General features: G+C 64.5%; 9 protein-coding genes and 1 tRNA gene. 4 read left to right on the top strand and 6 right to left on the bottom strand.

Annotated elements, in window-relative coordinates:
* Positions 1–19: 19 nt before the first annotated feature.
* The 3 genes from QBJ92_RS06260 to QBJ92_RS06250 form a co-directional block, all read right to left on the bottom strand.
* A complete protein-coding gene (locus QBJ92_RS06260) occupies positions 20–1,417 on the bottom strand; it encodes a hypothetical protein (protein WP_277968830.1) in 1,398 nt (465 codons plus the stop codon).
* A 177-nt stretch (positions 1,418–1,594) separates the two neighbouring features.
* A complete protein-coding gene (locus QBJ92_RS06255) occupies positions 1,595–6,217 on the bottom strand; it encodes an NAD-glutamate dehydrogenase (protein ID WP_277968829.1) in 4,623 nt (1,540 codons plus the stop codon).
* Positions 6,218–6,275: 58 nt separating this feature from the next.
* Positions 6,276–7,607 carry a PAS domain-containing protein gene (locus QBJ92_RS06250; RefSeq protein ID WP_277968828.1) on the bottom strand — a complete coding sequence of 444 codons (1,332 nt, stop codon included), beginning with the start codon at positions 7,605–7,607 and terminating at the stop codon, positions 6,276–6,278.
* A gap of 184 nt (positions 7,608–7,791) precedes the next feature.
* Here QBJ92_RS06250 and QBJ92_RS06245 point away from each other — a divergent pair.
* The 3 genes from QBJ92_RS06245 to QBJ92_RS06235 all read left to right on the top strand — a co-directional run bounded on the left by QBJ92_RS06245 (position 7,792) and on the right by QBJ92_RS06235 (position 10,278).
* Positions 7,792–7,867, top strand: a tRNA-Thr gene (locus tag QBJ92_RS06245).
* A gap of 584 nt (positions 7,868–8,451) precedes the next feature.
* Complete coding sequence (locus tag QBJ92_RS06240) at positions 8,452–8,778, top strand: YnfA family protein (protein ID WP_277968827.1); 327 nt, start codon at positions 8,452–8,454, stop codon at positions 8,776–8,778.
* 261 nt (positions 8,779–9,039) lie between these two features.
* On the top strand, positions 9,040–10,278 hold the full coding sequence (locus QBJ92_RS06235; protein ID WP_277968826.1) for a glycosyltransferase: 1,239 nt from the start codon (positions 9,040–9,042) through the stop codon (positions 10,276–10,278).
* Here QBJ92_RS06235 and QBJ92_RS06230 read toward each other — a convergent pair.
* The 3 genes from QBJ92_RS06230 to QBJ92_RS06220 are packed head-to-tail and all read right to left on the bottom strand — an operon-like array spanning position 10,233 to position 12,474.
* Positions 10,233–11,027 carry a fatty acid desaturase gene (locus QBJ92_RS06230; protein ID WP_277968825.1) on the bottom strand — a complete coding sequence of 265 codons (795 nt, stop codon included), beginning with the start codon at positions 11,025–11,027 and terminating at the stop codon, positions 10,233–10,235. The genes QBJ92_RS06235 and QBJ92_RS06230 overlap by 46 nt on opposite strands.
* Positions 11,024–11,491 (bottom strand): sterol desaturase family protein, encoded by a 468-nt coding sequence (locus QBJ92_RS06225; protein ID WP_277968824.1) that lies wholly within the window; start codon positions 11,489–11,491, stop codon positions 11,024–11,026. Before QBJ92_RS06225 ends, QBJ92_RS06230 begins: the two co-directional genes overlap by 4 nt.
* A gap of 53 nt (positions 11,492–11,544) precedes the next feature.
* A complete protein-coding gene (locus tag QBJ92_RS06220) occupies positions 11,545–12,474 on the bottom strand; it encodes a phosphatase PAP2 family protein (protein WP_277968823.1) in 930 nt (309 codons plus the stop codon).
* Between the two features lie 201 nt (positions 12,475–12,675).
* Here QBJ92_RS06220 and QBJ92_RS06215 point away from each other — a divergent pair, with 201 nt between their 5' ends.
* Entirely contained in the window at positions 12,676–14,301 is a 1,626-nt protein-coding gene (locus QBJ92_RS06215; RefSeq protein WP_277968822.1) for an alpha-L-fucosidase, read from the top strand.
* The last annotated feature ends 38 nt before the right edge of the window (positions 14,302–14,339 follow it).

The following is a 14,339-nucleotide window of genomic DNA, read 5'->3' as shown; positions in this document are numbered from 1 at the left end:
ACCCTCTGCTTTCGGCAGCTTACCGCCTCACCCAAAGGGTAATTTCGCCAACCCGTGTTGCGGGGCGGTACGGCAGCATTGCGCGGTGAACGGCCGGGTGTGCGATGATCCATGCCATTCCCGGTTCGGCATCCACCAAAACGATATCGGGTGCGTTGCGCGTGATGTCTGCGGCAAGCATTGCCGCTTCCTCGGCGGCTGCCTGCGCGACGGCGGCGCGCTGCGTCGGGGCGAGCGCCGGATCGGCCAGTTGCTGTCGACTACTCCCGGTCACCCATAGGCTGCCGCGTCGCCCGACCCAGCGCCCTGCCACCCAGCGCGTCAGGGGATGGCCAAGCCCGAAGTCGAAGGAGACGCCGATCATTTTCGGACGTGGTGGACCCAGCCGCACCACCGCGTCCCGCAGCGCATAGGGCTTCGCGACCTGCGCGTAGCCGTACGTGGCGGTAAGGGCCAGGACGGCAAGACAGGCCGTACCAAAACGTCGCACAGGGCTGGGACGGATGAGTTCCAGCGCAATTGCCAACAAACCTAACGCAACTGCCGGATAGCCGTGGTTGAGATAGCCCTTGCCCTGCACCAGCCCCGCGGCCACGAAGCCGACCGACGCGAGCAGGGCCGCCGTGGCCGGGATCGTGGCGCGACCGCGTGCGATCCAGACGGTCAGCGCCACGGCGACGGCCGGGATCAGCACCATATATCCCATCAGGAGATGCGGCCAGCTATCCCGATTTGGCAGATACACGCGCCGCAGCAGCGGTAGCATGTGATCGAGATACAGCGGAAAGACTGTCCACACGACAAAAGCGTAGCCGACGCATAGCAGCGCAAGCGCGACCCATTCGACACCCAGCGCGGGTCTTGCCGATCGCTGCCGGAGGATTGCCCAGCCTGCGACGGGGAGAAGCGCCAGCAGCAGGTGCGGCTTAATCGCCACCATGATCCCACCGCCGAGTCCCGCCATCCAGGCATCGCGTCGGCGGAACGCGCGACCCGCGACCCGCGCGACCAGCACCGCCAGCATCGGCAGCGCTGCAATCAGTGCAATGTGTTCGCGTTGGGCAAACAGGTCGGCTGGAAGCACCAACAGCACAAACGCCGCGGCACCCGCCAACTGGGGCTGCGTTTCAGGGGGCGGATCGAGAAGCCGCCCTGAGGTGATAATCGAAACGGCTGCCATTACCGTGACCAGGACCACCGTCACCGCTTCCGGGGGTAAGGCGATTACGCGCGCCAACGCCACGAACGGCATATAGATCAGGATCGACGCTGGCGGGTTCACCTCTTCGACGTCGCGGTACAGCACTGCCCCGTCGATGACCCGTTCGGCGGTGGTTATCAGCCAGGATACGTCGCAGTTGAGCGACGACAGCGCCTGCTGCGCGAGCGCGAGCACCACCACAACTCCCACCCACACAGCCAAAGGCCACCGGCCAACGGGTCTGGAGACCGAGGATCCAGCAGAAGCCATCTGCATCCGCTATCGCGGAACAGTTGCGGTCACCTTAAGCACGCGGGCAACGGAGATGTTCACGCAACGCCGATCGGTTGCTCCGACGCTGCCCTTGCCCAGTGGCAAGGGCAGCAACCGGATTCACCGCCCCAGCAACACCCGCGCTTGGCCCGCAATCTGTGCCAACATCGCGGCATTCGGGGCAGGGGCCAGCCGCGCCCGGTCGACCACTGCCTTGAACTGCGCGACGCGCGCGGCATTGTCGGCCAGCCATGCGTCGACCAGCGCCTGTGGATCGAGCTTGCCACCCGCCGCCCGCGCCAGGAATTCCAGCCGCAACTGCTGGAAATCGCGCGCCAGGCCGGCAATCAGCAACCGCTCCCATGGGTCGCTCGATTCGATCCGTGCCGCATTCGCCTGCGCCCAGTCGAGCCCGAGTGCCTGGCCCAGCCGCGTGAAGGCCCGCGTCAGTTCGGTCTCGTCGATCCCGAGTCGATCACCGAGATCGGCAAGGCCAACGGCACCGTCCATCTCGAACAACCGGACGACCTTTTGCACCAGTGCGGTCGGCGCGCCTGCCACTTCCAGGGCGGCGGCGATGCGCGCGCTGTGCGCGCTGGCTTCCTCGAGCAGCAACGCCTTGGTCTGCCGGTCGAGATCCGCGATCCCCTTGCCGAGCCGCTTTAGCGTCTCGCCCGGTCCGGTGCCGGTCCGGGTCGCGCGGAGCAGGTCCGCGATCTGCGAGCGGGTCGCGACCGCGGTCTCGTCAAACAGCGCGATCCGTGCCGCTTCAGGCATGTCGGTCGTCTCGATCTCGCGCCACAACGTCGGCAGGTCGAACAGCCGCTCGGCCACCACGAACATCCCGGCGATATCCGCGATCGCGGCGCCTTCCTCCTCGGCCAGCTCGAACGGATACAGCACGCCCATCCGGTTGATGATGCGATTGGCAAGCTTGGTCGCGACGATTTCACCGCGGAGGCGATGCTCATCGATCGCCTTGCCGAACCGTTCCTGCATCGCCGCTGGGAAGGCCGCGTGCAGGTCGGGGAGCAACTCATCCGCCATGCCCAGGCCCGACCGTTCGATCGCCGCCTGCAACGCCAGCTTGGCGGTCGCGAGCAGGACCGCGAGCTCGGGGCGCGTCAGGCCGCGGCCCTCGACCGAACGCCGCAGCAGATCGTCGTTGCCGGCAAGCCCCTCGACCGCGCGATCGAGCGAGCCCGATGCCTCGAAGATCTCGATCAGGCGAACATAGCTCGGCACGGTTTGCGCACCGCCCGCTTCTGCGATCGACAAGGCGAGCGTCTGGAGTCGGTTATCCTCGAGCACCAGATGCGCCACATCGTCGGTCATGCTCGCGAGGAAGCTGTTGCGGTCCTCGAAGCCCAGGCGCCCTTCGATCATCTCGCGGTTGAGCGCGATCTTGATGTTGACCTCATTGTCCGAGCAATCGACGCCCGCCGAATTGTCGATGAAGTCGGTGTTGATCCGGCCGCCCCCCAAAACACCACTGCGCGCCGAGAAGGCAATGCGGGCCGCCTGCGTCACGCCAAGGTTCGCACCTTCGCCAATGGCCGTCGCGCGCAGATCCTCGGCATCGACGCGCAAGCGATCGTTGGCGGGGTCGCCGACCGCGATGTTGTTCTCGGCACGGGCCTTCACATAGGTGCCGATCCCGCCGAACCAGATCAGGTCGACCGGGCTCTTAAGGATCGCCGAAATAAGCGCACCCGGCTCGATCTCGCGTTCCGCGATGTCGAGCGCGGCGCGGACTTCGTCGGTCAGCGCGATCACCTTGGCGGTGCGGGGGAATACCCCGCCGCCTGCCGAAATGAGCGACTCGTCATAGTCCGCCCAGCTCGAGCGCGGCAGCGCGAACATCCGGGCGCGTTCGGCGAAGGAGGCGGCGGGCTCGGGGTCCGGATCGAGGAAGATATGACGGTGGTCGAACGCGGCGACGATCTTGAGCTCGTGGCTGAGCAACATGCCGTTGCCGAACACGTCGCCCGACATGTCACCGCATCCGACGACGCGGATCGGCTGCGTCTGGACGTCGGTCCCGCGCTCTGCGAAGTGGCGCTGGACGCTGACCCAAGCGCCCTTTGCGGTGATCCCCATCGCCTTGTGGTCATAGCCGACCGACCCGCCGCTCGCGAACGCATCGCCGAGCCAGAAGCCGTGCTCGAGCGCGATCGCATTGGCGACGTCGGAGAAGGTTGCGGTGCCCTTGTCGGCGGCGACGACGAAATAGGGGTCCTCGCCGTCGTGGACGACCACCCCTTGCGGGTGGACGACCTTGCCCTCGACGATGTTGTCGGTGATCGACAGCAACGTGCGGATGAACACGCGGTAGCTTTCGGTGCCTTCCGCAAGCCATGCGTCGCGGTTGGATGCGGGCGGAAGCTGCTTGGCATAGAAGCCGCCCTTCGCGCCGGTCGGAACGATCACCGCATTCTTGACGCGCTGTGCCTTCATCAGCCCGAGGATCTCGGTGCGGAAGTCGTCACGCCGGTCGGACCAGCGCAGGCCACCGCGCGCGACCGGGCCGGCGCGCAGGTGGATGCCCTCGATCCGCGGGCTGTACACCCAGATCTCGCGCCATGGCACGGGGGCGGGGAGGCCGGGAATGCGGTGGCTATCGAGCTTGAACGCGAGTGCCTCTGAACCTGCGGGCGTGAACGCGTTGGTCCGGAGCGTCGCCGCGATCATGGAATAGAACGCGCGCAGGATGCGATCATCGTCGATCGCGGTCACCGCATCGAGGCCTGCTTCGATCGCCGCGTCCGTCTCCGCGGGATCACGGTTTTGCGCAGGATCATGCACCGCGGCAAAGCGGGCGATCAGCGCTTCGGCCACGCGGGGTGCCCGACGCAACGCATCCACCACGGTGGTCAGCCCATAGGTAAGCCCCGCCTGGCGCAGGTAGCGGAACCACGCGCGGAACAGCACGACGGCCTGCGGACTGACCCCGACTTCGATGATCAGCCGGTTGAACGCGTCATTCTCCGCAGCGCCTTCCAGCACGGCTGCGATCGCGCCTTCCAGCACCGCAGTGTCGACCTGCGAAGCGGCGTCGTTCGATTCGACGATAAATTCATGGACGAAGGCATCGCTTTCGTCCTGCAGCCGCGTCGGCAACTCGCCGATGACACGGAAGCCAAAATTCTCGAGCACGGGTACCGCATCGGACAGCGGCAGCGCATTGCCGAGCTTGTAGATCTTGAGGTGGCGATCCTCTCCCGGAGCGGTCGGGATAAGGCGCACGCCCCGTGCGCTCTCATCTTCGAGCGCAGCGAGCCGCTGGATGTCTTCGCCAGCTTCGGCGGGGGTACTGACGTTACGGTAGTTCTGCGGGAACCCCGCCGCCCAGCGCAATGCGAGCCGAGCCGCACGTGGTGCATCGGTCTGCTCGACCAGCGCGGCTTCGACCGCGGGGACCCAGCCGCGCACCATCCGCGCGATCCGGGTGTCGAGCGCGTCAGTGTCGGGCAGCACGCCGCCTTCGCGCAAATCGAGCGTGTAGCGGATCAGCGCGATCGTATCGTCAACCGCGATCGACCAGTTGAGGATATTGGCATTGGCTGCTTCTGCCAGCATATCGCCGATTGCAAGGCGACGCGCGGTGGTGAGGTCGTCACGTGGCAGCCATGCGAAGGCGAACAGGTGTCTTCCGAGCGTGCTGCGGACGAGCGCCAGCTTCGGTCGTGGCCGATCCGCCAGCGACATGGCGGTGAGCGCAACATTCTCGAGCGATTCGGGCGTGAACCCGGCAACGAGATCGTGCGGCAGCGCGACCAGCGCATGCGTCAGCGCCTTGCCCGTGTGCCCCTTGGGATCGAACCCGAACTTCTTTTCCAGCGCAGCCAGCCGCGCGCGCAGCACCGGAACATCCTCGGGCGCCGCGAGCAATGCCGCGCTCGTCCAAAGGCCGGCGTGGATCGACAATCCCGTTACGCGTGCGCCGTCGCGCAGTGGGACCAGTGCAAGATCAAGCGGAACATGGCGGTGAACGCCCGAGATCAGATTGGACTTGAGCAGCAACGGGGCTTCGCCGCCGTCTTCGAACCACGACATCGCGAGGCGCCGCGAAGCTTCCGCAAGGATTGGCACGGGTTGCTGATTGCGGGCGATACCCAAGGCCTGCGGGCTGCCCGAGCCTTCCGACACCCATGTTTCGTGGCCCAGCAGCGTCATCTTGCGATCTAGCAGCCAGGTGAGCAGGGCACGGCCTTCCCCCTCGGGCAAGGTCGCGATGTCGGATGCCATCGCATCCTCCAGCTCTTGCCAGTCCCCGACCGCCGCACGCACGTCCTTAAGGTTCTTGGTCAGTTCGATCACGAGGTCGCGTCGCTCGCGGGCGTCGACGCGTTCGAGCTCGATGTAGATCATCGACTCGGCGGCGCCTTCGTCGACTTGGGTCAGTGCGCCATCCGAATCGCGTGTGACACGCAACACGGGGTGAATGATCCGGTCGATCGAAATATCGTGCGCGCCGATCGTGGCAGCGATCGAATCGACCAGGAAGGGCATGTCGTCGTTGACGATGGCGAGTCGCATCAGCCGTCGCGGATCGGTCGCGGGCAAGGGCTCGAGCGCGATCGTTACGGTCGCGGGCGAGCGCTGTTCGGCGGTGGCAGCGACGAAGCTTGCGGCGGCGCCGCGCTCGGCCTCCCCGAACCCCTGCAATTCACCCGGAAGGGCGCCTTTGGTGAGCCGGACGGCAAGTGCATCCGACAGCGATTTGAGCGTGGTCTTAGGCATGGGCGGTCCTATGCGCCGGTCCGATGGCGACCTCAAGACTTGTGGCGGTGCAACATTTTCAACGAGTCGCCTGGCGCATCACGCGCTCTGTAAGCGCGGAGTCATCCGTAACCGTTGCAACGATATCGAGCGTACCCACGACGGAGGTGCGGGCGAGGAGCAGCACATACTCTCCCTCGATCGATCCGGTTTGCAGTTTGACCTGGGCAAGCGCGGGGCGCTCGGCAAGCATCATGGACGGGCTGATTCGCTGCCCGACCGCGGGCGCTCGAGCCAGTCGCTCGGCAGATACCACGCCCTTTATCCCGCCGTCGAACCCTTCGAGAAAACTCTGAAGGGCGCCCGCCGGCACACCGATCCGCCGCGCATGTGCCAGGACGGCAGCATATTCGGTCAACCGGGTCTTTTCATAATCAACGCCGAAAACGAGCTTCACCACCGGGGTCATGGGCGCACGAAGCTGGACGATGATGTTCGCCCGATCGAGCAGCGTCGCATATCCAAGCGGATCGGCATCGGCCGCGATCGCGAAATCATGCGCGCGAGCAAGGGCACGGTACAGCGTTGCGCGGCTGCGGAGGTCCGCGGTCGCGGCGGCGGCCGCAGTTTGCCGCGCGAGCAGGAGCCGATCGGACAGGCTGTCGTTCTCTTCGCCGTCCTCGGCAACCATGTCGGCATCGAGGGTGGATTCGCCCGTTTCGTCCTCTTCGGTATCGTCCTCCAGGTCGATCAGGGACGCTAGGGCGTGGTTTGGCCCGTCGGCCCAGACCGGTGCGGTGGCGGCGCGTGCCGGAACGGCGCGCGCCGCGGCGATTTCCGCATACAGTCCCGCCGCGGTATCGGCGTCGACGAGTTCCTTCCAGTTGATGACGCCATAAATGAAGTCGATCGTGTCCGCGTCGGAGGAAAAGGGCATCAGGATGCCGCGATACAGCGTATTGTGGCCGCGCATGCTGACGAATTCGGCTTCGAAACCGATCGGCGAGCGGCTGGCAATGATTTGCAGATAATGGTCGGTCAGCCGCGACAGGAGCGACCCGGCGGGCACCTGTGCGATATGCGTCGTTCCGGTATCGAGCGAACATTCGTCGCGAAGCGCCCGCCCGAGATACGCGATCGCAGGGTTCTCGATTCCCTGCGTGAAATCGAGCAGGACGCTGTTGCTCCCGAAATCGGCGATCGTCGCCGGGTCGAGGTCCTGGATCGAGGGATAGCCTCGCCCACCGAGCAGCGAGACCCAATAGTTGTAGGCGCGAACATGCATGCGACGTTCATCGGTACCGACCGCGATCTGCGGTTCGGCCAATCCGTCGCCGGTTGCATCCGGCCCGCCGCGACCGGGGGTGCCGGCGCCGAACCGGTCGTCCTCGAAGTCGTGAACACTATCCATTGCGCAAACGCCCTATCTGGCCCGGGGGCCGCTATCGATCTGCTAATGCACCATGTGTGGTAAACGTCCGGTAAAGGAGCGGTCGATCGCCAAAAATCGGAACGACTTTGCCGCATTGGCTTGCCAGCGCCAAATCCATTTGATAAGCGCCCGCCTCCACGGTCGTCGATCAGGCGCCGTGTGTGCCGCTTTAGCTCAGTTGGTAGAGCATCGCATTCGTAATGCGGGGGTCACAGGTTCGAGTCCTGTAAGCGGCACCATTTTCATATATGAAAACTGGAGGCGGTCCGTAAGGGTTCGGGCAGTTGAGCATGCCATGGGGCTGCCTGACGTCTGCACGCGCTCTACCCGGCAACGGGTAGTGACGACGATGTCCCCCCACAGCGTCGCCGGGAATGGCATCCGGTTCGGTCCATGACGTTTTGGCCGGCGTTGGCGTGCTAAATTGTGCCGTGGCCGGCGCTGCGACCATACGCGTGGTCAACGCGAGCACCGATAAAGCGTTCGGCGTCGATGATGAAATTGCTGCCATGATGCCCGCGCTTGTAAGCCCTTACGTGCCGCTTTGCCCTCTATCTCAATATCCTGTGATGGAATTAGGATTGTGGACAGAGCTTCTATTGGCTGCGGCATAGTCGCGCTTGGTCGACCATCCCCCGGTCACTTGTTACTGGTCGGGGTGTCGGCGGATAGCGTTGGACATGACTCGCGGAAATAGATCCTATGGTGCCCAAGTTGCGCATGATCTGGCGCAGCGGTCGATCTTGGGGTGATGTTAGCGTCGAACGGTCCCGTAAAACTTGGAGCGCTTCTCGTGCGGGGCGAGTTGGCTACAAGCCAAGTCATGTCATCTTTGATCCTCTACATCGGTGCGGCGCTTGCGGAGATCGCGGGCTGTTTCGCGTTTTGGGCTTGGTTGCGCTTGGGCAGGTCGGCGCTGTGGGTCGTACCCGGAACCTTGTCGCTTGCGACGTTCGCGTTTCTTCTTGCCAAGGTTGATTCGACCGCTGCCGGCCGTGGCTATGCGGCATATGGCGGGGTTTACGTAACTGCGGCGGTGGTGTGGTTGTGGCTTGCGGAAGGAGTTCGACCGGATCGCTGGGACCTTGGCGGTGCTGCGCTATGCCTTCTTGGCACGGCCGTGATATTCTTTGGACCGCATCGCGGCTGATCCCTTCCAGGACGACGGAGGGCAATTTCGGTTTGCGGCCAGCCGAATGTCGATGTTGCGCCAGACAATGGATGCTCCTTTGCATTTGCACGGTGCCGAGTGGCGATCAGTATGGTGCCGAAAGCATTCATCGACTTCCGCTCCGCAGCCCGATACGTCTGCGCGGGCTATCCTGTTTCGATGCCACGCTAACGCTGTCGCGTATTGGCAGCGGCAACGGCGGATCGCCGCGTAACCTCTTCGCCAGGACTGCACAGGTTCGTGATAGCCGTTTCCCGCCATGTCGCGATCATCGCGCCGCCTACACCCGGCCACCTGAATCCGCTGCAGGCGCTCGGTGCCGCCCTTGGAGAGTATGGTTACCGCGTCACGGTCGTTCATTTAGCTGAGGTCGCACGGTTCGTGACCACGCCGGGAATTGGTTTCGCCGGGCTCGACACGGCCGGCTCCACCACATTGTCGCTTGATTCCTATCTTGCCACGCTTGCGGATCCCACGGGATTCCTGGGCCTGACACGGATGATCCGCAGCACTGCCGCGATGACGGCGACGTTGCTCGACCAGGCGCCGGAAGTCCTGCGGCGAATCGGTGTAGATGCCGTGATCGCTGACTCGGCGGAGCCGGCCGGGCCGCTGATCGCCCAAAGGCTCGGCATTCCGTACGTCGTGAGCATCACAGGACTGCCGCTGCTGCGCGAGCCAAACATCCCGCCGCCGTTTCTCGGTTGGCGGTATCGCGCAGATCGATGGGGCCGAGTCCGCAATCAGGTGGGGTATTTCGTGTCGGACCTGCTCCTGCGCCCGATCACGCATGTCCTGGACGAACGCCGGCGTGCTTGGGGTGTCGGGGAGGACATGGCCCCGTCCGCGCCGCTGTCGATCGCGCAATGTCCGGAGTCGCTGGATTATCCGCGCTCGGAATCGGTCGTCTATGGCGGGCCTTGGCGTACGGTAGAGAGCAAGATGCTCGATTTGCCGGTCGATGCGCGGCCGCTGGTCTTCTGTTCGCTCGGGACGCTGCAGGGTGGGCGGCGCGCGCTGTTCTCGACGATGGCGCAAGCGTGTGCGGCGATCGGCGCACGTGCGGTGATCGGCCATGGCGGAGGCTTGAGTGCGGCGGAGGTGGCCGCGTTACCGGGGGACCCGCTGGTCCGGGCGTTCTGGCCGCAGCAGGCGGTGTTGCGGCACTGTTCGGCGGCGGTTCTGCACGGTGGGTTCAACTCGGTAATCGATGCGCTCTCTGCGGGGGTGCCGATCATTGCGCTCCCGATCGCGTTCGAACAACCCGGAACCGCCGCGCGTCTGGTCCGGATCGGGGCGGGACGAACCTTGTCCCCGCGCGGGCTGACGGTGGAGCGGCTTGCACGTGCACTAAAGGATGTGATGCAGGATCCGCGCTATCGTATCGCCGCGCGGGGGCTTGCTGCGCAAATCGACACTGCAGGCGGCGTCGTTCAGGCCGCTGCCCGCGTCGATGCGGCGTTGTCGGCCCCAGCCTGAGCATCGCCCGATGTAAACTTGGGTAACCTCCACCACGGCGTGTGCGGGCTCAGGTGATGCTGATGGTGATAGGTTCCGAAATGGAAGCAGGTCACCAGCGAGACCAACGGCGAAAGCGCGTTGCCGCGCGCATTGTGGGCGTCGGCGAAGGGCGTGTCTTCGTGGCGGTGGGGCAGGTAGGTGCCGAACAGGAACAACTGGACGAGCGCGAGCAGCGCCGGAATCGCCCAGAACACCACGATATTGAGAAGCGACGCGCCAAGTAGCATGTACACGATTGCCGCGACGGTAATCCGCAGGATCTGTGCGTGCGTGTAATAGCCAAGGAAGAACCGGAAGAACCACGGACCCGCACGGCGAGGCTCGTCTGCGTGGAAATCGGGATCGTCGGCAGTGCCAGGCGCGGCGTGATGCGCGTGATGCTTGGGAAACAAGGCGCGATACGACAGGCCCGCATAGGCTGCCAGAGACAGCGTGCCGATCGCGGTGTTCACGTTCCGTCGACCCGGCATCAGCGACCCGTGCATGCAATCATGCGCGACGATGAACAGACCGGTGCTGAGCCACGCCTGGATCAGGATTACCGGGATTGCGAGAAGCGCCGAAGCCACAGTCCATTGCCAGAAGAAGATCGCGCCCACGTGGATCGCCAGCCACGCGATCCCGATCGCCGCCGCAAGCATCACGCTGGTGCGGGCGTCGCGCGTTCTCGCGCGGGCACGGATATGACTGGCTGAAGCGGTGGTCATCGCTCGGTTCGGGCCGCAAGTTCGCGCTTCAGGCGGGCTGGGTCGGGGGCGAACAGGAAACCGAAACTCACGCTGCCGTCCTTGCCCTTGACCGCATGGTGAAGCCGATGCGCCTGCAACAAGCGCTTCGCATAGCCGCGCCGCGGGACCCAGCGCGCGCCAAAGCGCTGATGGACCAGCATGTCGTGGACGAACGCGTAGATACCACCGTACACCGTGATCCCGAGTGCTGCCCACCATACGGGTTCCCACATCACGCCCAAGCCGAACAGCGCGATCACGAATACCGCGAAGGTCACCGCATACAGGTCGTTCTTCTCGAACGCGCCGTCATGCGGTTCGTGATGCGAGCGATGCCAGCCCCAACCCCAGCCGTGCATCACATATTTGTGCGTCGCCCAGGCGAAGCACTCCATGAACAGCACCATGCCCACCACGATCGCCAGTTTGTCGTACCACGCCATTGCAAACTCCGAATCTCGTTGCGGCAAGCCGGAGCCTGTCTCCTATCGCCGGTTTACCCGGCCTGACCAGCCGTTGCGCGGGGGTTTTCCTGCACACTCGCTCTTAACCGTGCCAAGCCCGGCGCGACCGCCAAGCCGAGCACCGCCATCGCCAGTCCGGCCAGCACGTCCACGCCATAGTGGCCGCCGAACAATGGCGTCGCGAGGATCGTTACGCCAGCCCAGACCGACGCCGCAACTCGCCATCCGCGCAGGTCGCGCTGTGCCCAGGCCAGGATCACGGCCAAGGTTGCATGATAGCTGGGAAAGCTGACGATGCCCATAAGCTGCGTCAGGTCCACCGTGCGCCATGACCCATCTCGCAAGCCGAGTAGCATGTCCTGTTCGATCCATGCCACCGAAGGCCATAAGAGGTGATACGCGGCGGGATCGAACACGTTCCCGAGGGCCGGCATGAAGGCCGAGATCAGGATGGTCGCGAAACCAGTGAGAATGGCCGCCGCGACCGTTGTTCGCAGCGTGCCGATCCGGTCCGTTGCGGCCAGCGCGACGATGCAGACGATCATCTGGAGTGTCAGGCTGTGATAGGCGACCCCGCCGATCCACAACAGGGCTGGCGATCGGTCAGCCACTGCGAAGATGGCATGCCAATCGAATCCAAGGCGCCGATCCGCCGCCGCAAACACATCGTCCCACAGCGGGGCTGCATGGGCCGCGAGCGCGTAGGACAGCACAACGCCGATGGCTGTGAACAACGTCATTTGTAGAAACGCGATCGCGCCGTTCGCCAGCCTTGCTCGACCCGTCCGCGACCCGATGGCGTATCCGGCGTACAGTAGCACCAACCCGATCCCCAGCGGGGTCATGCTCGCGGGGCGAACATGAAACCCGAGATTGAACGAAACGGCAAAGCAGACCAGCGCCATGGCGCCGATTAACCACCAGGAGCCGGCGTCGGTGGTCTGCGCAAGGGGCGTTTTCATCGGCGGGGAACGCAGAACCGGTCCGACAGTGCCAAGACAAGGTAAACAAACTGCTATTTAAGGGGGCTTGGCATCATGCACGTCAGGTTTGCCCGCCGCGACCCTCTATCTCGCTGGTGGAAAACGATTCTTGCTTATGCGAACGGTTGGCATATCATCCCGCATAGAGCGGTCGTACGAACTGCCGCGTTGGAGAAGATGATGATCGTTGATCGCCGATCGATGCTGTCGCTGGCCGGGCTAGGAATGGGATCGCTGCTGACGGGAACAGGGACGGCCGCAACCGGCGGCATGTTCCGTCCAGCGTGGCAATCGCTGACCGACCACTATCGCGCGCCGGACTGGTTTCGCGACGCCAAGTTCGGAATCTGGGCGCATTGGTCCGCCCAGTGCGTTCCAGAGGCAGGCGACTGGTATGCGCGGGACATGTATCTGCAGGGATCGCGCGCCTACGACCATCATGTTGCGCATTACGGTCACCCGTCGCGCACCGGCTTTATGGAAATGTATCCCCGTTGGACCGCGAACCGCTGGGATCCGGCGCGGTTGATGGATCTGTATCAACGTGCCGGGGCGCAATATTTCATGGCGCTCGCCAACCACCACGACAATTTCGATACCTATGCATCGAACCATCAGCCGTGGAACGCGACGCGGATCGGCCCGCGACGCGACATCGTCGGCCAGTGGAGCAAGCTGGCGCGCGACCGTGGGCTGCGGTTCGGTGTGTCTAACCATTCAGCGCACGCCTGGCACTGGATCCAGCCAGCCTATGGCTATGATCCCGAAGGTCCGCTCGCCGGCAAGCGCTACGACGCCGCCTGGCTGACCAAGGCCGGCGGGCGGGGGAAATGGTGGGACGGACTGGATCCGCAGCAGCTTTACACCGGGCGCACCATGCCGATGCCGGATGGGTTGGGGTCGATCAAGGCAGCGAATGCTTGGCATGAAGCGAACGACCGCGTCTGGAACGAAGCAGCACCTGCCGCCAACCCCGCCTTCACGCGCAACTGGTTCCTGCGCTGCAAGGAACTGATTGATCTGTACCGGCCCGACATGGTGTATTTCGACAATTTCACCTTGCCGCTTGGGCAGGCCGGGCTCGATATCACCGCCTATTTCTATAACCAGTCGATGCGCTGGCATGGCGGGCGTAACGAGGCGGTGGTGACCGCAAAGGGCACGCCGGTCAACCGCCGCGCCGGGATCGTCGACGATGTCGAACGCGGCGTGCACGATGATATCCAGCCCTATCCGTTCCAGACCGACACATGCATCGGCAACTGGCATTACGATCGGGAGCTGTACGATCGCGATGGGTACAAGACCCCCGCCAAGGTCATCCACACGCTATGCGACGTGGTCTCCAAGAACGGCAATCTGATGCTCTCCGTCCCGATGCGCGGCGACGGGACGATCGATGAGAAGGAAGAAGCGGTGGTCGAGGGGATCGCCGCCTGGATGACGCGCTATGGCGCCGCGGTCTACGGGACACGACCGTGGCGTGTGTTCGGCGAGGGTCCGACCAAGATCACGAGTGGGGACTTCAACGAAGGAAAGCCGACGTCCCCCTATACCGCGAGCGACATTCGCTATGCGCGCAAGGGCGCAGCGGTTCATGCGTTCGTGCTCGGCTGGCCCGAGAACGGGGTGGCAAGGCTGCCGGAACTGGCGAAACAGGGCACGGTTCGCCGCGTCACTCTACCGGGGGCAGCGGCGCCGCTCGAGATCCGGCGCGGCGGCGATGCGCTTTACGTCACGCTCCCGGCAGCACGACGGAATTCGATCGGCGTGGCGCTGATCGTTGAGGGGGACGGGCTAGCCTGACGGGCAGGCGCTCAAAGGAGAGACGCGCATCGACCAAG

The sequence above is a fragment of the Sphingomonas echinoides genome, from assembly GCF_029623395.1.
In the GTDB taxonomy this organism is placed as follows: domain Bacteria; phylum Pseudomonadota; class Alphaproteobacteria; order Sphingomonadales; family Sphingomonadaceae; genus Sphingomonas; species Sphingomonas echinoides_A.
The sequence above is the reverse complement of the archived record's forward strand: the minus strand, read 5'-3'. Positions and strand labels throughout refer to the sequence as shown.

Bases quoted from the DNA above. Each gene is read 5' to 3' on its own strand.
- QBJ92_RS06255 (WP_277968829.1), bottom strand. From the start codon at position 6,217: ATGCCTAAGACCACGCTCAAATCGCTGTCGGATGCACTTGCCGTCCGG.
- QBJ92_RS06250 (WP_277968828.1), bottom strand. From the start codon at position 7,607: ATGGATAGTGTTCACGACTTCGAGGACGACCGGTTCGGCGCCGGCACC.
- QBJ92_RS06240 (WP_277968827.1), top strand. From the start codon at position 8,452: ATGTCATCTTTGATCCTCTACATCGGTGCGGCGCTTGCGGAGATCGCG.
- QBJ92_RS06230 (WP_277968825.1), bottom strand. From the start codon at position 11,027: ATGACCACCGCTTCAGCCAGTCATATCCGTGCCCGCGCGAGAACGCGC.
- QBJ92_RS06225 (WP_277968824.1), bottom strand. From the start codon at position 11,491: ATGGCGTGGTACGACAAACTGGCGATCGTGGTGGGCATGGTGCTGTTC.
- QBJ92_RS06220 (WP_277968823.1), bottom strand. From the start codon at position 12,474: ATGAAAACGCCCCTTGCGCAGACCACCGACGCCGGCTCCTGGTGGTTA.
- QBJ92_RS06215 (WP_277968822.1), top strand. From the start codon at position 12,676: ATGATCGTTGATCGCCGATCGATGCTGTCGCTGGCCGGGCTAGGAATG.